This is a genomic window from Salinibacterium sp. M195, assembly GCF_019443965.1.
Classification (GTDB): domain Bacteria; phylum Actinomycetota; class Actinomycetes; order Actinomycetales; family Microbacteriaceae; genus Rhodoglobus.
In genome coordinates, this window is record NZ_CP040814.1 from 1,418,722 (window position 1) to 1,441,933 (window position 23,212).

Genomic DNA, 23,212 nt, shown 5'->3' on the forward strand with positions numbered 1-23,212 from the left:
CTCCGGTGTCGTCCTAACCTTCCCAGAAGCGACAGATGTTCATCAGCCCCATAACGGGGCTCGCTCAACATGCCGTCGAGCCGCGCACTCAGCCCTTGAGGCGGATTACCGCAACCTTGCCCTTGACCCCTGCCACGACAAGCACGTGAGCCGCCTCAACGCCGTCAAGGGCAGCGACGATTGCTGCGGCATCCGGAACCTGCTGCACCTCATCGGCGCGCTCGAGAACCGAAACCCGAGCGCCGGTCGCTGCCCGCACGGCCTCGACAAGTTCGGCGCTATCGCCAGAAGCGACAAGAGTCACGCGACCGATGCGCTGAACGTGTTCGTCGGGGACGTCAGAGTGACGATCGTTTCGCCAAATCGCGAAATGGTAGGCAGCAACAAGAAGCGTGGCCGTGAGCAACCCGAGGGCCTGGCGCGAACGCTCAACGAAGCTTTCGCCACTGCCACCATCAAGCAGGAACGAGAACAGTTGGAACCCGATCACGAGCAACGTGATGAGCGCCACCAACGCGCTGACACCAAAAATGATCACCAGATACACGCGTCGACCAGGGGTCGCCACGCGTTCGGGGATTGACGCCTGCAGCGGCTTCCACAACATCCACCACAGCGCACCACCCACGAGTAGGGCGCTAAGACCGCCCAACAGCAGGCTGCGGATGTCGCCCTCAATAAGCGAATTACTCGACGTCGCGAGCAACGCATTCACCATCACGCCAACACCCGACGCCGCGTACGCCAGCGAAACGCCGGCACTCGCCAGCCGCGTAGCTGAACGCACCCCAACTGAACGTCCGGTGACAACACGAGCGTGATAAACCAACACGAGAGCACCGACGACCGCGTTAGCTATTGCGATCCCGAGAGGCTCGAGGGTGACAGCGAGAGGCTGCGACGACGCCGTAATCAGCTCAAGAATGGCGGTGAGCGCGACCATGATGCCAGCCGCAAACACCGCAACGGACGCGATACCCGCAATGAAGACGAGCAGCACATTCGAAAAACCGTGAGACTGCTCCCGCACGCCAACACGGAACCAATGCCACCACCACAACAGCGCACCACCGGCAGCCCACACGAGTCCCTGCAACATCAGCTGCCACACCGGATCACTGATCACGACTGAGCCGAGCGCAGCATCCACCGCAGAATCAATGAGCTGACCAAGCGCCCACACCACACCACCGGCAGCGTAGGTCAGGCCAATAAGAGAAGCGATTGCGGGTGCAGCACCCGGCAGTCGGGTCGGCGCCTTGCTGGGGTGGCGCCACATCCAGTAATGCCACGCCCAAACCAGCGCCCACACGATCCCCACCGCGAGCCCGTACGGCTGCCAGCCATTCACAATGGCTTCTGCAGCCCACGTGAAGAGCGCAATTGTCGACGTCAGCAGAGCCACCGTCGACATGATCGTGAGATAAACAGGCCAGATGACGGATGCCCGGTCGCGGGTCATCGTTGCGTCCCGCCAGGTCAACCACCACAGCACGGCGGCAAGGGGGCCAGCGATCAGGGCAGAAGCTAACGATGTCGCCAAACCGTAGTTATCAAAACTGACCTCGAGGCGGTTCGCCGAAAACAGTCGATCGAGAAGGCCGCTGACACCACTCGCCGCGATGATCACGGTTGTCGCCAGCAAAAGGTAGGTGATGACTCGGCGCACCGTTTGCACGCCGCCGACCGCTGGAATCACGCTGGGCGGGGGAGTGGGAGTCGAGCTAATTGAGGTCATTCGCCTATTCCTTGGTTGTAGCAAAGGGTCAGATCCCACGGAGTTGACTCGATCTTCCATAATCTGTCCTCGAGAACGAGAGTGAACACCTCCTCAGAAACGTAGCCGGAGCCACCGAAGTCACCGCTGCCGCGTTCCATCGACACCCGCACCACGGCGGTGTCGTCGTTGATGGTTGACGAAATGACGGTCATCCGCAGCCCCTGAATCGTGTTCAGGTCGGCGCTGTCGCAGTTCTCACGCAACTCGGTCGACAAAAAATCGCGTGCCGCCGAATAGTCGCTATCAACAACAGCCAGCGAATATGACTGCACAACTCCCTCGGGCGTTGTGGGATCGACCTCCGTCGCCCCGCCCCGAGTGAAGACGACCACCAAGGCAATCACCACGATGGCGGCAATAATGGAAAGGATCGCAATCAGGGTGCGATCTGGTCGTGCAGCTGTGGGCTCCATGACGCCATCTTCGCCCATCGACGCTCCTTAAGCTACGAGCGTCCAGACGTGATCGCCCTCGATAGGTGCCGCCGATCGGTCAAGAGTGATCGTCGTCTCAGTCGTCGCCACGCCCCGAGCGGCTGCGGCAGCGCCCACAGCCTGGAGCACCTTCAGCCAGTCGCCGCCACCCTGGACGTTTCCGAATCCTTCTCGCCCGCTGATGACGCGCAGTTGAACGCCATGCTCAGTATTGGTGGATTCGAACACCACGTCATCGGGCTGGATCACGCGGAGGTTCCAGCGGCCACCTTCGCCGGGGGTCACTCGCTTAAGCTTCGCGAGACCTTCGTCAATGATCGCGGGAGCCGCAGCGACATCGGCTATGACGAGCGCGCGCGACAATTTGCTGAGATCAGCAAGCTTGATGCGGGCCTCCATGCTCAAGCCCATCTCGCGACCCTTATCGCCGGCCGCATTTTTCATCCGTCTGTTGAAAACTTTGCGAAATATCACAAGAGCAACGACGAGAACGAGCAAAAGGACGATACTGACGGTTTCCCACTGCATGGAAGATCCCCTAATTAGAGCGACAATCACTCTCAAAAGAAGTGATATTCACTCGATAAATTAGCACGGTGGCTGGAGCACTCCCGCCCGTTTTCCGGTGCGGCGGCCACATCGAAACACCACTGGCCACGATTCCAGAGAATGCTACGTTTCATCCATGTCAGTTGCAGTCGAGTCATTTTATGTCGGCGGAGTGAAGTCGGGCGCCTTGCTGAGGCGCACTAATGCCGACCACATCACTACGCTGCTGGCATTCCAGAGTCCCGACGGGCCTCTCGTCCAGCTTGAGCAAACGACGTGGTCCGCGGCATCTCCGCTGGACTGGACCAAATTCCGTTTCACTGATTACCTCGCCGGAGTCGAGACCGAAAGCACCCGCGAAATGTGGGTGGCGAGCCAAGGAAACACGCTCACGGCTGAGCTCGACGCAGTGATCCCCAGCTATCTGGCGCACGTACTCCTCGCTACCTTTCTTCAGACAAGTGCAGAGAGCCGAGACTTCGGGCAGTTCGCCGAGGGAACCCCCGACACCCTCGTCTCTGCACGCTTCGTTCGCGGCGCGACAGAAGAGATTTTGGTCGGAAGCAACTCAATCGCGGCGCAGAAAGTGTCACTTCTGTTAGAGGGTCACGTGACGAATACCTTCTGGGTTGATGGGCAGAGCATTCTCAAATCGGATTGGAATGGGGCCGAGTCGTATCCGGTACCAACCCTCGATGACGCGCTTGGCGGTCTCAGCACGCACATCGTCGAGATCGTGACCGCGTTCGCGCACCCGTCTCGCTAACCACAGCGCGCGCAACAACAGCGCGCGCAACACAGCGCGCGCAACAACAGCGCGCACGGCATCAGCGAACGGCTCAGGTGGTCGGCTTTCCGCGCATCTCGAGCGCGATCTGAGACGCATCGAGGTTCGCCAAGGCGCTTTCCAATACGTCAGCGTCGAACGTGCCGTTGTCGCGAGCGTCGAGGAGGGCGCTGCGTTGGGCATCGATCACGGCGAGACGGTGTGTCTTCTCGACAGCGAAACTTGCCTCGCGCGGCGCATAATCGTCGTCACGTTCGTCGGCATAGCTATCAACTTCGGCAGGTTTCGGCACGGTGCCCGCACTCGCCTTGAGGAGCGCGAAGAGCCGCGTGCGTTCAGCGCCCGCATGTTTATCAACGGTCGACTGGTCGACCTTCGGCGAGATCCGACGAACGACGGTGCCGATAGTGCCACCCTGCACCAGCAGCGACATCGCTGCGACAACGAAGGCGATGAGCACGAGCGTCGATCGCAGGGGAGCGTCTGCCGGGAGTGTTTGCGCCGCAGCAACCGTGATCGCTCCGCGCATGCCAGCCCAGACCACTGTCGTACCCTCGCGCCATCCGAGCGGTTCGCGCCGAAAGTACTCGATGTCCGCGAGTGAACGTGTGACCAGGGCAGCGACGCGATCAAGATAGCGTTCCGACCTTGCGGGATTGTGTTTGCTGCGACCCGCAGCCGCATCGGTCTCCCGCGGCGCTTGCAGTCGTTCCTGCACAATCTCCATCCGAGGCTTCCGCTCGGCATGCCGTCGAGAGCGACGGCCCAAGATCGCGAGCAGCGGGGCAACAAACGCCGCCCGCACCAGAACGGTGATCACGAGAGCGCCGGCAGCAATGAGCGCGGCGGTGCGGACACCGGCATCGTCATTCTCGACATCCGTGAGAATCTCGGAGATCTGGAGACCCATCATCAAGAAGATGGCACCCTCTAGCACCAACTCGATCATGCGCCAGTTTTGAGCATCCGACAGCCTGTTTTGAGGCGACAAAACTCGAGCTGCCCGGATGCCGGTCACGATGCCAGCAACAACCGCAGCGACCAGACCTGAAGCTCCGAGAAGCTCGGCGGGCACAGAAGCAATGAACGGCACCGTAAACGAAATCGCCGTATTCACTGTGGGGTCGGTGATCCGCTTGCGAATCACCAAATTGAGCCAGCCAACCGCACCACCAATGATGAGCGCGATAAGGACTGAGTAGGAGAACGACCCGACAGCGCCCCAAAAGGAGAACGTTGCGGCGGTCGCCACGATTGCCGCCCGCAGCAACGCGAGTGCCGTCGCATCGTTGAGCAGACTCTCGCCGTCGAGCATTGCCACCACCCGTTTCGACACCGGGGTCTTCTTGATGATGGACACGGCGACCGCATCCGTCGGGCTCACAATGGCTCCCAACGCAACACCCCACGCGAACCCGAGGCCCGGAATGACGAGCATGAAGAACACACCAAGGATGAGCGCGGTTCCCACCACGAGCACGACCGAAAGCCCGCCGATGGCGCCGAACTCGCGGCGGAAATTCATGGTCGGCAGCGAAACCGCAGCCGAATACAGCAGCGGTGGCAGGATGCCCTGAAGAATTAATTCCGGATCAATCTGCACCGAAGAAAAGGCGGGCACCAGACTCGCCACGACCCCGATTGCCACGAGCACGAGGGGCGAGGCAACTCCGAAGCGAGGGCCGAGCAGTGTTGCTGATGCAATCACGACGAGGGCGACCACCATCACAATAAGCAGTTCGGTCATGGGGCTAGCCTTTCAGCCAAAATTATCGACAAGCTGGCAGCCCAAAATCACGGTGATGGCGTCTTGGAGTTAGGGCGAGAAAAGCTACACTCGCATAGACAGGTTTGTCTAGGAACTAGACGGCTTGCGCACCTTGGCCAAGGAGGTCCACTTATGAAGACAAAACTGCTTTCTGCCGCTGTCTGCGGTTCAACCCTATTGCTTGCTCTCACGGCGTGCAGCACTTCTACGGGAACGGATTCGGCTGCCGGGGGCAGCCTTACCGGATCAGGAACTGGCGCAGAATGTGTCATCGATTCCGCCGTTCCTATCGCTGCATCATTCAGCCTCACCGGCGCTGCAGCCCAGTACGGCGAAGGCCAGAAGAACGCTCTCGAATTGGCCGTCAAGAACCTCAACGAGGTTGGCGGAGTCACGTACGAGCTCACCGTCGAAGACGACGCGACCGACCCCAAGCAGGCCATTCAGGTCTTCGACACCTTCATTAGTGCTGGCGCCAGTGTCATCATCGGCCCGACGCTGTCGAACACGGCAAAGCAGACCGACCCGATCGCGCAAGACGCCGGAGTTCCTGTGCTCGGAGTGTCTAACACTGCAGCCGGAATCACTGACATCGGCGATTACATCTTCCGTGATTCCCTCACTGAGGATGCCGTCATCCCGCAGACCGTCAAGGCTGCTGTTGACAAGCTCGACGTGAAGAAGGTTGTCGTCATGTACGCCAACGACGATGCCTTCACTGAGTCCGGTTACCAGGCGTTCGCTGCTGCTCTCGAAGATCAGAACGTTGAAGTCGCCGAGACCCTCACGTTCTCCAAAGCCGACACTGACTTCCGCGCCCTGCTCAACAAGGCTAAGCAGTCAAACGCCGACGCCATCATCGTGTCTGGACTCATCGACGCGGCTGTGCCACTCGTCACCCAGGCTCGCGAAATTGGAATCGACACCCCGATCATCGGAGGAAACGGTTTCAACTCGCCGGCTCTCATCACCGGTGCTGGGGCTGCAGCAGAAGGCGTCATTGTCGGTGCTGCCTGGAACTCCGCTTCGGACAACGACCAGAACGTGACGTTCATTGAGGACTTCACCGCCGCGTACAGCTCGGCTCCCGACCAGTTCGCCGCTCAGTCTTACGCCGGAATGCAGATCATCGACGAAGCCGTTCGTTCGGGTTGCTCCGGTGAGCGTGACGGTATCCAGGCTGGCCTCGGCACCATCACCGACGTTCCTACTGTTCTCGGCAATGTGACTCTGAACGAGAATCGCGATGCAGAGCACGACGCTCTCGTGCAGATCGTAGAAGATGGCCAGTTCGTCATCCTGAAGTAGCGTCACCGCACCGCCAAAATATGCACGTTGCGTGCCGCCTTCGGGCGGCACGCAACTACAGACAGGGACATCACCAATGCAACTCTTCTTGGACGGGATATTTCTCGGCTCGATCTACGCGTTGTTCGCGATCGGGTTCACCCTGGTATTTGGCATTCTCGACCGGCTGAATCTGGCCCATGCGGCGGTGTTCACTGCGGGCGCCCTCGTCGGAATCGAAATCGTGACGCGATTCAGCGTTCCGATCTGGCTCCTGATTCCGATCGTGCTCATCATCGGAGCGGTGATTGGCATTCTGATCGAACGCATCGCGTTTCGACCGCTCGCGGGTCGCCACGATGCTCACTTCGCGGGTCTCATCTCGTCCATCGCGTTCGGCGCGATCATCCTCTCTCTGCTCCAGGCGCTCTATGGCGCGGACACCCGGCGTTTTCCCGCGGACGCGTTCCCGAGCACTCGGGTAGAAATCTTCGGAGCGACAGTCTCTCTGCTTCAAGTCATCATCCTGATCATCAGTGTTTCGCTCATGGTCGTCTTGACCTGGCTCGTCGCTAAATCAAAGCTCGGCCGAGGCATGCGCACCATCGCGGAGAACCCGCACGCCGCCGCCGTGCTCGGTCTTAACGTTGGTCGAATCAGCAGCATTACCTTCGCTCTGTCTTCGGCCCTTGGTGCGGTTGCCGGTGTGCTCTTCACCCTCAACGTAAACGCTGCCTCCTTGGGAATCGGCCACGCCGTCGAGCTCAAAGCTCTCGCCGTGATCATCGTCGGGGGAATGGGATCCCTGCCGGGAGCCCTCGTTGGCGGCCTCATCCTTGGCCTAGCCGAAGTGCTCGCCGTGAACTACATCGGAAGTTCGTGGCGGGACATGGTGGCGTTCGGCCTCCTGTTCCTCATCCTGATCCTTCGACCGCAGGGCCTGTTCGGCGCTCGCAAGACGCGGGAGGTCTAATCGTGCTCGCGGAATACTCGTCGCTCATAACCCTGATCGCCCTCACCGCGATCCTCGCCTTCAGCTTCTATGCGGTGCTTATCGCTGGCCAGCTGAGTCTTGCTCAGGTGGGCCTCGCCTCATTGGCAGCGTTCACCTCTGCGCTCGTGGTGCCGTCGGAACCGCTGTTCGGCTTCATCCCTCCACTGGTTATCGGCATCGTTTTTGGTATGTTCGTCGGCGCCATCGCCGCGTTCATTCTCGGCCTGCCCGTCATCCGGCTGCGAGGGGTCTTTTTGGCCATCGCAACCCTTGCCTTCGGCGAAATGGTGCGGATCTTCCTGATTAACCAGAGTTGGACAAACGGCGCGCAAGGGCTGAGCTTCTCGAAGCTCGTAGGACCTGGTGTCGCCTGGATCGCTCTGGCCCTCGTTGCTTACTGGTTCTGGCGTCTGTCGGGATCTCGGCTAGGACGCGCTTTTGCGGCCATCCGTGAAGACGAATTGGCAGCCACCACCATGGGCATCGATGTTCCGCGGTATCGGATGGCGTCGTTCGTGATCGCGGGAGCCGTCGCTGGTCTCTATGGCGTACTCCTCGCCCACTTCTCCCGATTCGCTGACCCGAACGAGTTCTCGTTCACGGCCGCGGTGGATGGGCTAGTCACCGCCGTTGTTGGTGGTGTCACCCTGTTCGTCGGACCGATTCTTGGCTCCGCCTTCCTCAGCGTGCTTCCCGAAGTGCAGCGCGTGATCGGTATTGACGCTGGGTGGATCCGTCCCACTATTTCCGGCGTGCTGCTTCTCGTCGTCATCCTCTTCCTGCCAGGAGGACTCTCGGGGCTTATCCCGCGCAGAAAATCTGCCAAGAGCCTCATCGACGATCCGTCACTTCAGCCCACACTGTCACCGTTGCCTGCCGCAGGCTCTGAGCTCGTGAACCTCAGTGGCCTTGGCAAATCCTACGGCGGAGTGCACGCCGTGCAGTCAGTGGACCTCACCGTGAATGCGGGAGAAGTTCTCGGCCTGATCGGTCCCAACGGTGCGGGCAAGACCACCCTGGTGAACATGGTCACCGGTCTGACTCCGCCGACCGCAGGAACCGGAAACGTACTTGGCGTTCCCCTTTCGGCCAGCACGAAGGCGCACCGCTTAGCCCAAGCCGGAGTTGCGCGTACTTTCCAGCAGATCAAGCTCTTCAACCGACTCTCCGCGCTCGAGAATGTGTTGGTCGGCGGATACCGCATCACGCAAGACACACTGCTGCGTCGGCTCCTGTTCCTGCCGTCGGCACGTCGCCTGGAGCGCGAAGCTGTCGCGATGGCCTCCGCGCAATTGATTCGTGTTGGACTCGGCGACAAAGCGGCAAACGCAGCCGGGGATCTTTCCTACGGAGACCAACGTCGGCTGGAGATCGCCAGGGCGCTAGCGTCGCATCCGTCCCTTCTCGTTCTCGATGAGCCTGCCGCAGGAATGAACCACGTCGAGGCAGCGAGCTTGTCTGAGCTCATCCGTTCCCTCGCAGCCGACGGAATTGCCGTGCTCGTGATCGAGCACAACGTGCGGATGATGCTGGCCACCTGTGATCGCATCATGGTGCTGAATTTCGGTGAGATTATCGCCTTTGGAAAACCCAGTGACATCGCTCGCGATCCTCGAGTGCTCGAGGCTTACCTCGGCTCAGCAGGCTCTGACGACGACGTTGAGGCCGCATCCGTGCTCGCATCAGAGAACCTCGCCCATGTCGTCGTCGATCCGGCTGCCGAGCAGCAGGAGCATCGCAGCGGCGCCGGCAGCGGCACCGCTTCTGACACCACTCCTGACGGCAGCACTACCCCGGAGGAGAACCGATGAGCGACCCGATCCTGAGCGTCACCGGCCTGCAGGTTAACTATGGGCGAGTGGAGGCTGTGCGAGATGTTTCGTTCGATGTGCCGACCGGTTCCCTCGTCACTCTCGTCGGCGCCAATGGTGCTGGCAAGACCTCCGTTCTGAACGCCGTCTCTGGAATGCTGCGCCCCCGCCAGGGCGTCATCACCTTCGAGGGAACAGACATCACGAAGTGGCCAGCGCATCGCCTAGTGAAGGCCGGGCTTGTGCAGGTTCCGGAAGGTCGCGAGATCTTGGGAACCCTCACCGTCGCCGAGAATCTCACCCTCGGTGGCTGGCACCGCCGCAACAGCGCGATGCACACCAAAGTTGCCGAAGTCTACGAACGATTCCCTGTGCTGTTCGAGCGGCGCAAGCTGCAGGCCGGCGCGTTATCCGGGGGAGAGCAACAGATGCTGGCCATTGCCCGCGCCCTGATTGCCGAACCCAAGATTCTTCTCCTCGACGAACCTTCGATGGGTCTCGCGCCGAAAATTGTAGACGAAGTCTTTACCGTGATCGAAGAGATTCGGCAGACGGGCACCACGGTCGTTCTGGTGGAACAGAACGCCCGTCGTGCTCTCGCTGCCGCTGACTACGGTTATGTGTTGGAGACCGGCGAAGTCTCACACTCCGGCCCCGCGCACGAACTCCTCGCCGACGAAAAGGTCATCGAGGCTTACCTCGGGCTCGACTAGCCACCGTTCCCTACGGTTGGCTGCGGATGATCGAGGTTGCGCCAGTCTGATCGCTGACGGTCATCAGTTCGTGCGATTCGGCATCCGGATCAGCGTCGTCTTCACTGACAACATTGAGCGTTTCAGTGTGTTCGCCGCGGTCGATCGTGGTGGCCAGCGGCACCTCTTTGACGAACGCCAGCAGAACGGCCGAGATCAGCACGAGCGGCACCATGTAGAGGAACACCGGGGCAAGCGCATCGTTGTAGACGCCGACAATGATCTCGCGCACGGCATCCGGCAGGTCACGCACGGCTGCCGGTGTCAGGGAGTTCGTGTCGCCAGTCGCCTCCGCGGCAGCAGCCGGAAGACGCGTGCCGAGAAGTTCGGTAAGGCGCGCAACAAACAAGCTGCCGACAACAGCAGTGCCAATCGAGGCACCAATCTGACGGAAGTAGTTGTTGGATGACGTCGCCGTACCCACTTGCGAGTTCGGGAACGTGTTCTGCACGATGAGCACGAGAATCTGCATACTCATTCCGAGACCAAGTCCCATGATCGCGAGGTACGAGCAGAGGATCCAGATCGGCAGCGTCGGGGTCATAGTCGAGAGCAGGGCCAGACCGATTGCCACAATGATCGAGCCGGTCAACGGCAGCCACTTGTAGCGACCTGTGCGGCTAACCAACTGGCCAGCAACGACCGAGCTCACCAACAGGGCGGCCATCATCGGGATCATTAAGAACCCTGCCTGAGTGGCGTTCACTCCCGTCACCATTTGCAAGTAGGTGGGCATGTAGGCGAGGGCGCCAAACATGGCGATACCCGTGATGAGGCCGGATCCCGTTGTGAGGAGGAAGTTGCGTTCCTTGAACATGTGCAACGGCATGATCGGCTCATCGGCAGCGCGCTCCACCATCACGAAGGAGATGGCGGAAACAATGGCGAGAGCGATAAGGCCAATGATGATGAGCGAATCCCAGTCGTACTGAGTGCCGCCCCAGGTCGTGACCAACACGATTGCGGTTGACGCGAGTGCAAGCAAGATCATGCCCGCAACATCGATGCTGGGCTTGCTCTTGGTGTTCTTGGGGAGTTTCAGCAGGAGCACGGCAGAGACGATTGCCAGCGCTCCGAGGGGGAGGTTCATCCAGAATGCCCAACGCCATCCGATGGACTCGGTGAACCAGCCGCCCAGTAGCGGACCAGCGACGCTGGCAAGGGCGAACACGCCGCCCATGATTCCCATGTAACGGCCACGCTCGCGAGCGGGAACCACGTCGGCGATGATTGCCTGCGACAGGATCATGAGGCCACCGCCACCAAGGCCCTGAACCGCGCGACCGATGATCAGCCAGGTCATGTCTGGGGCAAACCCGCCAATCACGGAGCCAGCCATGAAGATCGCGATAGCGCCGATGAACAGGCCCTTGCGGCCGATGAGGTCACCGAGCTTTCCGTACACCGGCATCATGATGGTCGACGCCAGGATGTACGCCGTTGTCACCCACAGCATGTGGTTCACACCGTCGAGCTCGCCAACGATTGTGGGTAGCGCGGTGCTGAAAATGGTCTGGTCGAGTGCCGAAAGCAACATGGTGACCATGAGGCCAGCAAACAACAGCAGGATGCTGCGCTTGGTTGCGGGGTCACTCGGAGTCATGACTTCGGGTTGATTGGTAGTTGTCATTGAAGAGTGTTTAGTGTTTCTCGTGTGAGCCCGATCGCGCGCAAATACATGGAGTCGATTTCGGCGGTAGCGCCGTTGGCGACCCATTCCTTTACTGCGATTCGAACAGAGGCGATGCAAGCGGCTACGGCAATCTCGGCGACATATTCAGGGTCGCGGGGGAGCGTAGTTTCTCGCTGGGTAAGGAATTCAACAACGGCAGCGGTCATCGTGCTGTTGAGTTGCGTGAATTGGCCGAACTGTCTGCTGAGCAGACGTGGATGCTCTTTGACGAGCAGCATCCTTTGGGTTTTGAGCTGGGTTCGCTCGGCTACAGGGCCGACGATTTCGAACATGGTTGAGATGATTGCCGAAACTAGGTCATCAGATTCCGATGCACCGATGCCGGCTGCGACGGCGCGCTCCACTTCGCCTACCTCAAAGGTGCCGAGAATGGCATCCTCTTTGCTATCGAAATAGTTGAAGAACGTGCGGGGAGAGATCTCGGCGCGCTCGCTAATCATGTCGACAGTGGCACCGTCTAGCCCCTCGGCCGTCACGATCTCGACCGCAGCAGTCTCGATGCGCAGGCGCGTTTCGAGGCGTTTGCGATCACGGAGACCGAGGGCAGGGGGATGAAGCACTCAGCAATATTTGCAGAGACTGCAAAATTGCACAACTGCAAAAAGCTGTGAAGGTGCCGAGAGCCGCGGAAGCAATGCGCCTGTCGACCCTAGATCCGAAGGGTTTCGCCGGGCTGCAACACCGTGAACTCGCCGCCATAGCCCGCCATGACCTCCGAAATTCTTGCTGCAGAAAGCGCGAGTCCCTTGTCAGAGAGCACGGCATCGTGCGTCTGAATCGCACGTTGTGGTGCCAGCTCAGCCACGTAATCCATGACTTCACTGATCTTCAGCCACGGTGCGCCCGCAGGGATCGCGGCGCTCGTAACCGGCTTGGGCGGCACAGTGAACGAATCTCCGCCGTACCAAAACTGGCCGTTCACGAGTACGCCGAGGTTGTCGATAATCGGGATCGACTTGTGGATGACGGCATGCTCGCCCCCAAAGAACTCCAGCGTCCAGGCGCCAAGGGCTTCGCGCGCACCGCCGACGACGGTGGTGATGTTCCAGTCGCTGGCAGCGGCCGCGACACCGGCCGGGCCAAAGATGGGCGCGTCGGGATTGTTCTCACGAAGGCGCGCAAGCTGCTCGTTGGTCCAGTGATCAGGGTGCTGGTGGGTGATCACGATGGCGGTCACGTTATCGAGCGTCGGCAGGGGTTCAGTGAACGCGCCAGGGTCAATGACAAGGCGTTGGTTTTCGTGCTCAAGAACGAGACACGCGTGCTCATGCTTGGTGAGATTCATGTCACGAGCGTAGACCGGTGATGTCAGTGGTGCATCCGATTCGAATCAGTGCGACATACTGATCAGGTGGAGTCGATCAAACCCCTGCGTCTTGTTGTCGCGATCAATCCGACAGCGTCTTTTGGTAAGGGCAAGCATGTTGGCCCTCAGGCTGTTGAGGCGCTACGTGCACTCGGTCATGAGGTCACCGCTCTTGAGGAGCCGAACTTTGCGTTGCTGCTGAAACGCGGCCGCAAGGCGGTGAGCAAGAAGCCGGATGCGCTGCTCGTCGTTGGTGGCGATGGCATGGTCAATCTCGGCACAAACCTTGTTGCGAAAACGAAGGTTCCGTTGGGAATCATTCCGTCAGGCACGGGCAATGATATGGCTCGCGGTTTGGGCATCCCGTTCAACGACACCGATGCTGCGATCGCGAGCATTGTGCGCGGCCTCAGTCGACCGTCTCGCGCGATCGACGCGGGCAGCGTTGCTTATGTCGACGAAGCTACCGGTACGGCAGCAACGCGTTGGTTTGCCTGTGTGCTTTCAGCCGGATTCGATGCCATCGTTAATGAGCGCGCGAACTTGATGTCATGGCCTAAGGGCCCCAGCCGTTACACAGTGGCATTGGTTATTGAGTTGTTGCGGTTGCGCGCGATCAAATACAAGCTCACGATCGACGACAAGGTCATCGAAACGACGGGTGCGCTCATTAGTGTCGGCAATAACGTCTCGCTCGGTGGCGGCATGAAGGTAACGCCGAATGCTTTAGTGGATGACGGCCTTGCCGATGTTCTTGTCGTCGAAGCACTGTCACGGTTGGCGTTCTTGCGCGTCTTCCCGCGCGTGTTCAGTGGCACGCATCTCAGCGACCCGCGCGTCACGGTATACCGCGGAAAGCACATCCGCATCGAATCCGAAGAGATCACGGCGTACGCCGACGGTGAGCGCTTTGCAGCGCTGCCGATCGACGTGACGATCGTGCCGGGCGTGCTGCATATTCTTGACCAGCGCGACTAGCTTTCTGCCTTCGAGCGAGAAGCCTTGTGGCGCCCTAGGCGGCCGGCACGGGGGCGTCTGTGGCGATGCACGCGTAATCCGTAATCAACACACCATCATCGGTGCTGCGCTCAGAGACGATGAATTCTTGATCGGGGCGAACGCCGTCGGTCACGGTCTCCTTGAACTCGCTGAAAGTCTCGGAGCAGGATGAGGAGACCGCGTTCTGGAGGCCGCCTGCCTCACTAATCTCGGTCTTTGCCAGCTCGCCTTTACCGATCACGATGTGCGTGTGGTCGGTCGTGCATGGCGCAATTTCGGCTTCGGCGAGATCGCTTCCGTCGACGAAGCTGAAGCAGTCGCCAACCAGCAGGTCAGTCGAGCCGATGACCGCAGGCTCTAGTACCTGCCCGCTGTCGTCGCGAGAAAGTTCGGGGTAGAGGAGTGAGCATCCGGCGAGGGCGGAGACCGTAGCGGAGGCAAGGAGAACGGCGGTGGTGGCGCGCGTAAAAGCAGTCAAGAGTGATCCTGTGGTTCGGAATTGGCAGAGGTGGAAAAACATGGCCAGAATTTGTGGCATACTTTTCTAGTTGTTGTGACGGCCCCATCGTACAGAGGCCTAGTACGCCGCCCTCTCACGGCGGTAACGCGGGTTCGAATCCCGCTGGGGTCACAGTAGCAAAGTCCCGGTCATGTTCGTGTGAACAAGACCGGGACTTTTATCGTTAACGGGCACCCAAAACAGGGGGCAATGCGTGCGGTTGTTTCAGGTCTAACTGGGTCACTGTTGTTCCAGAGCTGCCTTGATCGCTTCGGGCAAATCTTCGACGCTCTGAATCTCGATGAGCTTGTCGTTAACGAAGAAAGATGGGGTGCTCTCGACCCCGAGCTCCTGGCCATCGGCGAAGTCTGCCTCGACTCTGGCTTGTGTTTCTGGATCCGCGACCGAGGCATCGTAGAGCTCCAGGTCGAGACCTAGCTCGGCGGCGTAGTCGCGGAAGGTGGCAGCTTGAGGGCCGTCAGCAAAGCCCCAGTCTGCCTGCGTCTCGAAAAGCTTGTGATACATCGCCTCGAACTCGCCCTGTTGACCGGCAGCTTCGGCACTGACGGCGGCTTCCATTGAGTGCGGATGGTTGGGCAGGGGAAAGTAGCGCACAACATAGTTGATTTCGCCGTCGTAGTACTCGCGGATTCCCTCGACGTAGGGGTAAAACTGGCCACAGGCGCTGCACTCAAAGTCGAGAAATTCGACAACGGTCACCGCATCCGGGCCAACGTCGTCGAGGTAGCGGGAGTCGCTCGCAACCGCAGACGACGTTGTCGTCGCACTGCCATCTGGCGAGTCCGCAGTGGGGCTTGTGCCTGTTGAGTTCACCGATACGTAGATGAATACACCAACCGCGATAATTACGAGCACGCCTAGCGCGACCAAGGTGGGTAAGAGGGCCTTTTTCATGAAATCTCCGGCTGAAAATTGACAGTGAGTTGTGCTCAAGGCTAACCGAGAGTCGTCTCCACAGTCTGTCGTTTGCCTGCACAACTCGCGGACACGTGCCTACAGTGAAAGGACAAAATACCTACGCTGAAGGGGCGTGACGACGATGTTCATGGGTGGCGGAAACGGCCAGTGGGTCCGGACTCGCAATAAGGAAGGCATGAAGGCGTTCATGCAGGAGCGGCAGCGAGAAGCGGAACGGAATGCCGCCGCCCGCGCTCGATCGCGAGCATTCTGGGCCAGAACCCGACGCCGAGTGCGGTCGCTGTGGCGGCGGCTGCGTTCCCCAAAACACCCGCGCGACTAGTCACGAATACACACGATTCGTAACAAGCGGTAGCGCAGAGACACAAAGGCGACACAAACTCGACGTTGCGCGAAATCAGGCACAGGATGTAGCCCACACCACCCAGAAAAGGGGGTCTACAACCAAGGAGCGCGACAATGTCTGACACCACTTTCACCGCCCCCGCGATCGACAATCGCTGGGCATCTGTATCTCGACCGACAACCCCCGAAGGCTGGCTGCAGCGCGCAGAAGAAGTCTCCGACATCCTCGCCGCTGACGCCGTCGAACGAGACGCCGCGAACCTGCCGCCACGCGCCGAAGTGAAACTACTCAAAGACTCCGGCCTCGTGACAGTGCTCGGCCCGCTCAAGCACGGTGGCGGAGGGCAGTCGTGGGAGACCACCTACAAAGTCATTCGCACGATTGCCCGCGGCGATGGATCGATCGGGCAACTGCTTGGCTACCACTACCTCTGGGCATGGGCAACGCGTCTCGTTGCCACTGACGAGCAGATTGCCGACATCGAGCAGCTCTACACCGAAAAGAACTTTCTCTTTGGCGGTGCCGTGAATCCGCGAGATTCTGATTTGACCGTGACTGATGTGGGCGACGACATCATCTTCACGGGCAACAAATCATTCTCCACTGGTGGAGTCGTCTCCGATCTGACTGTCCTGGAGGGCATCCTCGAAGGAACGGTCACTCACGTCTTTGCGGTCGTTCCGACGGAACAGCCTGCGATCGTCTTCAACGGTGATTGGGACAATCTAGGGCAGCGTCTCACCGAGTCAGGTTCCGTGCAGATCAACGGGGTGCGCACGAGCTGGGCCTCGGCATTGGGCTTCGTCAATAGAGAGTTCCAGCCGCTCACCTATGGCACGCTCAACGTTCCGGCCATTCAACTCGTGTTCGCGAATTTTTACCTCGGAATCGCTCAAGGAGCGATCGAGAATGCGTCCGCCTACACGCGCACCAAGAGCCGCGCCTGGCCGTACGGCGGCGACAACAAGGCCAATGCTTCCGAGGAGTGGTACATCCTCGAAGGCTACGGGCAGCTGCAATCAAAACTGTGGGCGGATGAGGCCCTACTCGACTCGGTCGGAGCGGAGATCAGTGCCGTTCTGCACGCGCCGCGCACGGAACTCACTGCGCGACGTCGCGGCGAAATTGCGGTGCGGATCGCCGCAGGCAAGCTCCGCATTAGCGAAGACGGCCTCGAGGTCGCGACGAAGGTATTCGAGTTGACGGGCGCTAGGGCATCCGCAAACTCGGTTGGGTTGGATATTTTCTGGCGCAACCTGCGCACCCACAGCCTGCACGACCCCGCACCATACAAGAAGCGCGAGGTTGGACAATATGTGCTGCTCAATGAAGTGCCCGAGCCCAGCTGGTACACCTAAGCCGGCTCGCGAGAGCGGAACGCCCTCGGGCGACATTCCGCTCTCGCCGCGCCACCTCGGGGAAGTGCTTCGGAGCACTCGTGGCCACTGCTGCGGGCAGCGGGGGAGCGCTACAGAGAGCGCTGGGGCAACCGTGCTGCTCGCACCCCATTGACGATGACAACCAGCTCAGCAACTTCATGCACCAGCACGACACCGGCGAGGCCGAGCACCCCGAAAAGCGCGAGCGGGAACAGCACGATGATGATCGCGAGCGACAGCACAATGTTTCCCGTCATAATGCGACGCCCGCGCCGCGCATGAAGCAGAGCAAGCGGAATGAGACGCAGATCGCTGCCGGTGAAGGCAACATCCGCTGACTCGACGGCGACAGCTGAGCCGGTCGCGCCCATGGCGATCCCGACATCGGCGGCGGCCAACGCCGGAGCGTCGTTGATTCCATCGCCGATCATTGCCGTGGGAGATTCTGCCGCCAGAGCCTCAATCGCGTGAGCCTTGTCGGCAGGTAAGAGTTCGGCGCGCACGTCGCTGATACCAGCCTGGGTGGCAAGCGCGGTGGCCGTGCGGGCGTTGTCGCCGGTCAGCATGAGGGTGCGGATGCCCGACGCCTGCAATTGTGCGACAGCCTCCGCAGCATCCGGCCGCAGCTCGTCGCGGATGCCCAGGAGCCCGATGACGCGACCGTCACGTTCAACCACCACGACAGTCATTCCCTTGTCGGCGAGGGCTGCTGCGGTCTCGTTGAGCGCCCCCGCGTTGAGCCAGCGAGTGTTGCCGATGCGGGCGGGGGTGCCGTCGATGAGTCCAGAAACACCGCGTCCGGCGTCTTCGACGACATCGATCGCGTCAGGGTGGTCGGGCTGCTCGGCAAGCACAGCGGCCGCGAGGGGATGAGTGCTGTGAGCTTCGAGGGCAGCAGCGATCTGCAGCACGGCATCCCGCGTCACGTCTGTGGCGGTTTCGACCGCGACAACCGTGGGCTGATTGCGGGTGAGGGTGCCGGTTTTGTCTAACGCGACAGTGCGGATGCTGCCGAGACGTTCAAACGCTGCACCAGACTTCACGATGATTCCCAGCTTGCTCGCTGAGCCAATAGCTGAAATCACTGTGACGGGTACAGCGATCGCGAGCGCGCACGGCGATGCGGCGACGAGTACGACCAGGGCACGTTCCGTCCACAGTTCGGGGTCGACAATGAGGAAGCCAAAGCCGATGATGGCTGCCGCGAGCACGAGAACGATGGGCACGAGCGGGCGCGCGATTCGGTCAGCGAGGCGTGCCCGGGTGCCCTTGCGCGAGTTGGCTTCTTCGACCAGGCGAACAATGGTGGTGAGCGAGTTGTCTGTGCCCCTGGCAGTGGCCTGGATGCGCAGCGATCCTGTTCCGTTAATCGAACCAGCGAGCACTGTGACTCCGGCCTCAACGGCGACCGGAATTGACTCTCCCGTGACCGCGGACGTGTCAACGCTGCTTCGACCACCTTCGACAACGCCATCGGTTGCCACACGTTCGCCGGCGCGCACGAAAAGTAGGTCGCCGACGACGATTTCCGAGGCGGGGAGCGTTACCGGAGCACCGTCGCGCTCCACGAGCGCGGTTTCGGGAATGAGAGAGAGCAGCGCTCGCAGCCCGTGGCGGGCACGATCCATTGCGCGATCTTCGAGGGCTTCGGCTATGGAGAACAAGAAGGCGAGAGCGGCGGCTTCACCGACGTGACCGAGGAGCACTGCGCCAACTGCAGCGATCGTCATGAGCAGTCCAACGCCGAGGGAACCGCTGGCTAGCCTGCGGAGCGCGCCGGGAACGAAGGTGGCGGCACCGGCGAGCAGGCTGCCAGCCTGAAGTGCCGTTGCGGGCCAGCCGTCTGCTCCAGCGGCAATGGCGATGAGTGCAGCGATCAACAGCACTCCGGAGAGTGCGGGGAGCGCTAAGGCTCGGTCTCGCCACCAGGGGGCTAAGTCGGTGTTGACAAGGGCAGCTGCCGGCGACGTGACGGCACTGGTATCGGTATCGCGGGGGATATCAAGATCACGCACGGTGCTTGGCTCACGTGGTCCGCAGCATTCTTCACTCACGCTGTGGCTTTCGGATCGCAGCACAGCGGAACATCGCAGTCGTTGTCGAGGCACGGCGCTCCGTCATCAATCGCGAGCACGACGTTGACTATGGCTGTCAGGGCGCGGGTGAGGTGAGCATCAGATATCTCGTAGCGAGTCGAGCGCCCCTCCGGTGTTGCCACGACAAGGCCGCAGCCGCGGAGGCAGGTGAGGTGGTTTGAGACGTTGCTTCTGGTGAGTTCGAGATCGTGCGCCAACTGCACTGGGTAGCCAGGTTTTTCAAGCAAGGAAAGCAAGATGCGGGCTCGGGTCGGGTCGGCCATCGCGCGGCCGAGGCGGTTCATTACATCAACACGAGAAGCACTAGTCAGCATCTGCTGACTATACAGCAAGTACTGACCTATCGGGTTTTCGCAAGCTGAGAAAAAGCACAACGCTTGTGGGCGCGCGTCAGCTATCATTGTGCTCGCGAAGGGGAGTATCCCACCTCGTTGTACTCGTCAATACGAGCCACTCAGTAGTGGCTCCGGGGCAACGGCATCCAGAAATCACGTGGCTGCGGGAGAGACTTTCGAGACTTGCTAGACCTCGAAACCCCTGAACGGACTCTCTTGACCACTCTGCCTATCTTGTTTGAAGTAACGTCACTGACTGTTTTGCTGATTATTCTCGCAGCGGACCTGATCATGGCGTACAAACGGCCGCACATCCCCAGCACTAAAGAGTCAGCACTCTGGGTCAGCTTCTATGTGAGCCTCGCCCTCATCTTTGCGCTCATGATGTTCTTGCTGGGCGACGTAGAACAGGCCGGCCAGTTCGTCGCCGGTTGGGTCACTGAATACAGCCTCTCAATCGATAATCTGTTCGTGTTCGTGATCATCATGGGCCGCTTCTCAGTGCCGCGAAAGTACCAACAAGAGGTGCTGATGGTCGGCATCCTGATCGCCCTCGTTTTGCGCGGAATCTTCATTTTGCTCGGCGCGCAGCTCATCGAAAACTTCAGCTTCATCTTCTACATCTTCGGTGCGTTCCTGCTCTACACCGCTATTCGCCAGGTCTTCGAAAACCACGACGACATGGAGGAAACCGAAAGTGGAATCATCCGCTTCCTGCGCAAGCACATCAACATCTCTCCGACATTCGACGGCGGCAAAGTTCGCACGGTGATCGACGGTAAAAAGGTCTTCACGCCGATCTTGGTTGTGTTCGTGGCGCTCGGAATCACCGACCTCGTGTTTGCGATTGACTCAATCCCTGCGATCTTCGGAATCACGACCGACCCGTTCATCGTGTTCACGGCCAACATCTTCGCGCTCATGGGGCTCCGCCAGCTGTACTTCTTGCTCGGTGACCTCATCGACAAACTGGTGTACCTCCACTACGGCATCGCCTTCGTGCTCGGGTTCATCGGCGTGAAGTTGTTCCTTCACGCCCTGCACGTTAACGAGTTGCCCTTTATCAACGGTGGAGAGCCCGCTCTCTGGGCGCCGGAGATTGGCACGTGGACCTCACTGATCGTCATTCTTGTCTCGATGGCCGTTGCCGTAATCGCGAGCCTCGTGAAGATGCAACACGATAAGAAGCGCAAGCTCGCTGAACTCTCGATCGACTAGTAACTACGCGTCGCACAGCAAAACGCGCGGTGCCGCACCCCAGAGCAGCAGCTCGAGGGCGTAGCACCGCGCGTTTCTGCCCTCGCCTAGGGCTGAGGGCCACCGCGGGGGCAGTTATGGTCTAGACGACCGTGACGAGGCGCGACTGTGCCAGTCGCTCTGCAGCATCCAGGGTCGTGATGCCCTGCGCTGCAGCATCGCGGAAGATTGTGGCAACAGTGTCGCCGATAGCCTCGACGCGCTTCGCAATGGCGTCTGCGTCAGCATCCGGTGCAGAAGCCATGTCGAGGTAGATCACGCCTCCACCATTCACGACGAAGTCTGGGGCCCAGAGGATGCCGCGCTCCGTGAGTGCCTCGGCACCGTCATGTTGCGCGAGTTGGTTATTGGCCGCGCCGACCACGCCGCTGACGTTGAGCTCGCGAATGATGCGGGGGCTGAGAGCACCACCCATTCCGCAGGGCACATAGATGTCGGCGATCACGCTGTGAGCTTCGTCGGCGTCGACCCAGTTGGCATCAAGTTCGGCGGCAAGAAGTTTGCGGTCGAGGTTCACATCGGTGACAGTGAGCACTGCGCCGGCGGCGGTCAGCGAGCGTGCAAGGCGTCCACCGACCTGACCGAGTCCGGAGATCACGAGGTGTCGTCCGGCTACCTCACGAGTGCCAAAGAGTGCTTCACAGGTCGCAAGGATGCTGGCGTGCACACCAGCGGCAGTAGCGTCAGCTGGCTCGCCGGCTCCACCCTGCTCGGCGGGGAGACCGCAAACATGCTCAGTACGCTCGGCCACAACCGACATGAGTTCAGCGCTTGTTCCGACATCTTCTGCCGTCATATACGCACCGTTGAGACTCTCGATGGCGTCCCCGAGATCGAGCATCGCATTCCGCTTCTGCTCAGCGGTGAGCGTCACGCCCATCGGAATGTGGATGACCGACTTGCCGCCACCGCGGTTGAGGCCGGCGGCAGAATTCTTGAGCGTCATTGCGGCAGAGAGACGGAGGGAGTCGGCCACCGCGTCGGTCCAGTGTGGATAGTTCCACATTCGCGCGCCGCCCAGGGCTTGACCGAGGACGGTGGAGTGAACGGCGACGCTAATAATGAGGCCGGAGCGCTTGCCTGTCGATACGAGAACGTTCTCGTGAACAAATTCCGCGTTTTCGATAGCGGAGACGGGGGCTTCTAACGTCGTTGACGGTTGCATAATCATGTACTTCTCCTGCGTGATGGCCTTGTGGGCAGAACAACAAATTGGCAAGTGGTGGTAGCGCGAGGGTGGTGCGCTGTGGTCAGCATACCGCCGGGGTTCAAGCAACCGGGCGCTCGCGCGAATTCATTGCTACGTTAAGATCTGACAAATGCTTGGGGGCTGCGTAATGATTACGGATCAGTACGAGTTAGTGCTGCCCAGCGGGCCAGTGAATGTGCATGTTTCCGCGGCCTCCGATCGCGGTTCAGTGCGTTCCATCAACGAAGATAGTTTCCTCGTGCTTCCTCGCCTTTTTCTGGTCGCTGACGGTATGGGCGGCCACTCGTTTGGTGATCGCGCCAGCCAGTGTGTTGTTCAGAGTTTTGCGCGCGCTATGGCCCAACATGACCTGCTGACTCCCGCAGACATCGTGCAGGCGATCATCGAAGCAAACTCTGCGGTCATGAACTTGAACAAAGATGACGAAGCCGTGTCAGGTACCACCCTGTCTGGCCTCGCGCTGGTGTCGGTCGGCGTCGATGCTGAACCACGCTGGATGGCTTTCAATGTGGGGGACTCCCGTGTCTATAGCTGGGATGGTCGTCAGCTAGAGCAGGTCACGGTCGACCACTCTGCGGTGCAAGAACTTCTTGATCTGGGGCACATCACGGCGCTGGAAGCAACAACGCACCCTGAACGCAACGTCATCACGCGTGCACTCGGCATTCATGAGGAGGTCAATCCAGATTTTTGGCTGCTGCCGGTAGGGACGCGGCACACCTTTGTGGCTTGTTCGGATGGCCTCACTAAAGAGCTCGATGATGACCTGATTGCGGGCATCCTTGCCGATCGGGCCGCCCTAAGTGACGGCGTAAGTTTTGCCGATCGATTGGTTGCGGGGGCGCTCGCCGCTGGGGGCTCCGACAACGTGACGGTGATTGTCGTTGAAGCTAGCCGCACGACAAATTCAGACTCTGCCAATGAAGACACTGTTGAGCGCGAAATTCCTCAGCATCTCGAAGAAACCCGACCGAGAAAGTAGATCGCAGTG

The 23,212-nt window shown here is 60.2% G+C and carries 22 protein-coding genes and 1 tRNA gene; 10 read left to right on the forward strand and 13 right to left on the reverse strand.

From position 1 onward, the window contains the following. Nucleotides 1–88: 88 nt before the first annotated feature. Genes FFT87_RS06785 through FFT87_RS06795 form a run of 3 tightly spaced genes read right to left on the reverse strand, consistent with a single transcriptional unit; the run spans nt 89 to nt 2,742 of the window. Entirely contained in the window at nt 89–1,738 is a 1,650-nt protein-coding gene (locus tag FFT87_RS06785; RefSeq protein WP_219950546.1) for a DUF5671 domain-containing protein, read from the reverse strand. Further along, nucleotides 1,735–2,211 (reverse strand): hypothetical protein, encoded by a 477-nt coding sequence (locus FFT87_RS06790; RefSeq protein ID WP_255560104.1) that lies wholly within the window; start codon nt 2,209–2,211, stop codon nt 1,735–1,737. The genes FFT87_RS06785 and FFT87_RS06790 overlap by 4 nt, the downstream gene beginning before the upstream one ends. A gap of 9 nt (nt 2,212–2,220) precedes the next feature. After that, entirely contained in the window at nt 2,221–2,742 is a 522-nt protein-coding gene (locus FFT87_RS06795) for a hypothetical protein (RefSeq protein ID WP_219950547.1), read from the reverse strand. Between the two features lie 157 nt (nt 2,743–2,899). On the opposite strand from FFT87_RS06795, the gene FFT87_RS06800 reads away from it, so the two are divergent. Continuing rightward, nucleotides 2,900–3,529, forward strand: coding sequence for a hypothetical protein (locus tag FFT87_RS06800; RefSeq protein WP_219950548.1), 630 nt, complete (start codon nt 2,900–2,902; stop codon nt 3,527–3,529). A gap of 73 nt (nt 3,530–3,602) precedes the next feature. On the opposite strand, the gene FFT87_RS06805 is transcribed toward FFT87_RS06800, so the two are convergent. Next, nucleotides 3,603–5,297 (reverse strand): sodium:proton antiporter, encoded by a 1,695-nt coding sequence (locus FFT87_RS06805; protein ID WP_219950549.1) that lies wholly within the window; start codon nt 5,295–5,297, stop codon nt 3,603–3,605. Nucleotides 5,298–5,450: 153 nt separating this feature from the next. On the opposite strand from FFT87_RS06805, the gene FFT87_RS06810 reads away from it, so the two are divergent. From FFT87_RS06810 to FFT87_RS06825, 4 genes are all read left to right on the forward strand, one after another. Further along, nucleotides 5,451–6,626 (forward strand): ABC transporter substrate-binding protein, encoded by a 1,176-nt coding sequence (locus FFT87_RS06810; RefSeq protein WP_219950550.1) that lies wholly within the window; start codon nt 5,451–5,453, stop codon nt 6,624–6,626. Between the two features lie 76 nt (nt 6,627–6,702). Next, nucleotides 6,703–7,578 (forward strand): branched-chain amino acid ABC transporter permease, encoded by an 876-nt coding sequence (locus FFT87_RS06815; RefSeq protein ID WP_219950551.1) that lies wholly within the window; start codon nt 6,703–6,705, stop codon nt 7,576–7,578. A 2-nt stretch (nt 7,579–7,580) separates the two neighbouring features. Beyond that, nucleotides 7,581–9,410 (forward strand): ATP-binding cassette domain-containing protein, encoded by a 1,830-nt coding sequence (locus FFT87_RS06820; protein WP_219950552.1) that lies wholly within the window; start codon nt 7,581–7,583, stop codon nt 9,408–9,410. After that, on the forward strand, nt 9,407–10,123 hold the full coding sequence (locus tag FFT87_RS06825) for an ABC transporter ATP-binding protein (RefSeq protein WP_219950553.1): 717 nt from the start codon (nt 9,407–9,409) through the stop codon (nt 10,121–10,123). Before FFT87_RS06820 ends, FFT87_RS06825 begins: the two co-directional genes overlap by 4 nt. A gap of 10 nt (nt 10,124–10,133) precedes the next feature. Here FFT87_RS06825 and FFT87_RS06830 read toward each other — a convergent pair whose 3' ends face one another. From FFT87_RS06830 to FFT87_RS06840, 3 genes are all read right to left on the reverse strand, one after another. Continuing rightward, nucleotides 10,134–11,792 carry an MDR family MFS transporter gene (locus FFT87_RS06830; RefSeq protein ID WP_219950554.1) on the reverse strand — a complete coding sequence of 553 codons (1,659 nt, stop codon included), beginning with the start codon at nt 11,790–11,792 and terminating at the stop codon, nt 10,134–10,136. After that, nucleotides 11,789–12,415: a TetR/AcrR family transcriptional regulator gene (locus FFT87_RS06835; RefSeq protein WP_219950555.1), complete on the reverse strand. Its 627-nt coding sequence runs from the start codon at nt 12,413–12,415 to the stop codon at nt 11,789–11,791. Before FFT87_RS06835 ends, FFT87_RS06830 begins: the two co-directional genes overlap by 4 nt. A gap of 89 nt (nt 12,416–12,504) precedes the next feature. Next, a complete protein-coding gene (locus tag FFT87_RS06840; protein ID WP_219950556.1) occupies nt 12,505–13,140 on the reverse strand; it encodes an MBL fold metallo-hydrolase in 636 nt (211 codons plus the stop codon). Nucleotides 13,141–13,206: 66 nt separating this feature from the next. Between FFT87_RS06840 and FFT87_RS06845 the strand changes: the two genes are divergently transcribed. Then, nucleotides 13,207–14,139, forward strand: a complete 933-nt coding sequence (locus tag FFT87_RS06845; protein ID WP_219950557.1) for a diacylglycerol kinase family protein — start codon at nt 13,207–13,209, stop codon at nt 14,137–14,139. Between the two features lie 34 nt (nt 14,140–14,173). Here FFT87_RS06845 and FFT87_RS06850 read toward each other — a convergent pair whose 3' ends face one another. Next, the gene (locus FFT87_RS06850; RefSeq protein WP_219950558.1) at nt 14,174–14,638 is read right to left on the reverse strand and encodes a hypothetical protein; all 465 of its coding nucleotides are present in this window, start codon (nt 14,636–14,638) and stop codon (nt 14,174–14,176) included. Between the two features lie 80 nt (nt 14,639–14,718). Between FFT87_RS06850 and FFT87_RS06855 the strand changes: the two genes are divergently transcribed. Continuing rightward, nucleotides 14,719–14,791 (forward strand) — tRNA-Glu (locus tag FFT87_RS06855). Between the two features lie 108 nt (nt 14,792–14,899). On the opposite strand, the gene FFT87_RS06860 is transcribed toward FFT87_RS06855, so the two are convergent. Both FFT87_RS06860 and FFT87_RS06865 read right to left on the reverse strand, forming a co-directional pair. Beyond that, the gene (locus FFT87_RS06860; protein WP_219950559.1) at nt 14,900–15,574 is read right to left on the reverse strand and encodes a thioredoxin domain-containing protein; all 675 of its coding nucleotides are present in this window, start codon (nt 15,572–15,574) and stop codon (nt 14,900–14,902) included. A 209-nt stretch (nt 15,575–15,783) separates the two neighbouring features. After that, on the reverse strand, nt 15,784–15,924 hold the full coding sequence (locus tag FFT87_RS06865) for a hypothetical protein (RefSeq protein WP_219950560.1): 141 nt from the start codon (nt 15,922–15,924) through the stop codon (nt 15,784–15,786). 133 nt (nt 15,925–16,057) lie between these two features. Between FFT87_RS06865 and FFT87_RS06870 the strand changes: the two genes are divergently transcribed. After that, a complete protein-coding gene (locus FFT87_RS06870; protein ID WP_219950561.1) occupies nt 16,058–17,302 on the forward strand; it encodes an acyl-CoA dehydrogenase family protein in 1,245 nt (414 codons plus the stop codon). Between the two features lie 110 nt (nt 17,303–17,412). On the opposite strand, the gene FFT87_RS06875 is transcribed toward FFT87_RS06870, so the two are convergent. Next, entirely contained in the window at nt 17,413–19,377 is a 1,965-nt protein-coding gene (locus tag FFT87_RS06875; protein WP_219950562.1) for a cation-translocating P-type ATPase, read from the reverse strand. Then, nucleotides 19,374–19,733, reverse strand: a complete 360-nt coding sequence (locus tag FFT87_RS06880; protein WP_219950563.1) for a helix-turn-helix transcriptional regulator — start codon at nt 19,731–19,733, stop codon at nt 19,374–19,376. The genes FFT87_RS06875 and FFT87_RS06880 overlap by 4 nt, the downstream gene beginning before the upstream one ends. A 273-nt stretch (nt 19,734–20,006) precedes the next feature. Between FFT87_RS06880 and FFT87_RS06885 the strand changes: the two genes are divergently transcribed. Beyond that, nucleotides 20,007–20,972, forward strand: a complete 966-nt coding sequence (locus FFT87_RS06885) for a TerC family protein (RefSeq protein ID WP_219950742.1) — start codon at nt 20,007–20,009, stop codon at nt 20,970–20,972. A gap of 121 nt (nt 20,973–21,093) precedes the next feature. On the opposite strand, the gene FFT87_RS06890 is transcribed toward FFT87_RS06885, so the two are convergent. After that, a complete protein-coding gene (locus tag FFT87_RS06890; protein WP_219950564.1) occupies nt 21,094–22,182 on the reverse strand; it encodes a Glu/Leu/Phe/Val dehydrogenase family protein in 1,089 nt (362 codons plus the stop codon). Nucleotides 22,183–22,348: 166 nt separating this feature from the next. On the opposite strand from FFT87_RS06890, the gene FFT87_RS06895 reads away from it, so the two are divergent. Beyond that, entirely contained in the window at nt 22,349–23,203 is an 855-nt protein-coding gene (locus FFT87_RS06895; RefSeq protein ID WP_255560105.1) for a PP2C family serine/threonine-protein phosphatase, read from the forward strand. Nucleotides 23,204–23,212 lie beyond the last annotated feature (9 nt).

What these genes read in the sequence shown, in the direction of transcription:
- FFT87_RS06785 (WP_219950546.1), bottom strand. Translation starts at nt 1,738, where the DNA reads ATGACCTCAATTAGCTCGACTCCCACTCCCCCGCCCAGCGTGATTCCA.
- FFT87_RS06790 (WP_255560104.1), bottom strand. Translation starts at nt 2,211, where the DNA reads ATGGGCGAAGATGGCGTCATGGAGCCCACAGCTGCACGACCAGATCGC.
- FFT87_RS06795 (WP_219950547.1), bottom strand. Translation starts at nt 2,742, where the DNA reads ATGCAGTGGGAAACCGTCAGTATCGTCCTTTTGCTCGTTCTCGTCGTT.
- FFT87_RS06800 (WP_219950548.1), top strand. Translation starts at nt 2,900, where the DNA reads ATGTCAGTTGCAGTCGAGTCATTTTATGTCGGCGGAGTGAAGTCGGGC.
- FFT87_RS06805 (WP_219950549.1), bottom strand. Translation starts at nt 5,297, where the DNA reads ATGACCGAACTGCTTATTGTGATGGTGGTCGCCCTCGTCGTGATTGCA.
- FFT87_RS06810 (WP_219950550.1), top strand. Translation starts at nt 5,451, where the DNA reads ATGAAGACAAAACTGCTTTCTGCCGCTGTCTGCGGTTCAACCCTATTG.
- FFT87_RS06815 (WP_219950551.1), top strand. Translation starts at nt 6,703, where the DNA reads ATGCAACTCTTCTTGGACGGGATATTTCTCGGCTCGATCTACGCGTTG.
- FFT87_RS06825 (WP_219950553.1), top strand. Translation starts at nt 9,407, where the DNA reads ATGAGCGACCCGATCCTGAGCGTCACCGGCCTGCAGGTTAACTATGGG.
- FFT87_RS06830 (WP_219950554.1), bottom strand. Translation starts at nt 11,792, where the DNA reads ATGACAACTACCAATCAACCCGAAGTCATGACTCCGAGTGACCCCGCA.
- FFT87_RS06840 (WP_219950556.1), bottom strand. Translation starts at nt 13,140, where the DNA reads ATGAATCTCACCAAGCATGAGCACGCGTGTCTCGTTCTTGAGCACGAA.
- FFT87_RS06860 (WP_219950559.1), bottom strand. Translation starts at nt 15,574, where the DNA reads ATGAAAAAGGCCCTCTTACCCACCTTGGTCGCGCTAGGCGTGCTCGTA.
- FFT87_RS06870 (WP_219950561.1), top strand. Translation starts at nt 16,058, where the DNA reads ATGTCTGACACCACTTTCACCGCCCCCGCGATCGACAATCGCTGGGCA.
- FFT87_RS06880 (WP_219950563.1), bottom strand. Translation starts at nt 19,733, where the DNA reads ATGCTGACTAGTGCTTCTCGTGTTGATGTAATGAACCGCCTCGGCCGC.
- FFT87_RS06890 (WP_219950564.1), bottom strand. Translation starts at nt 22,182, where the DNA reads ATGATTATGCAACCGTCAACGACGTTAGAAGCCCCCGTCTCCGCTATC.
- FFT87_RS06895 (WP_255560105.1), top strand. Translation starts at nt 22,349, where the DNA reads ATGATTACGGATCAGTACGAGTTAGTGCTGCCCAGCGGGCCAGTGAAT.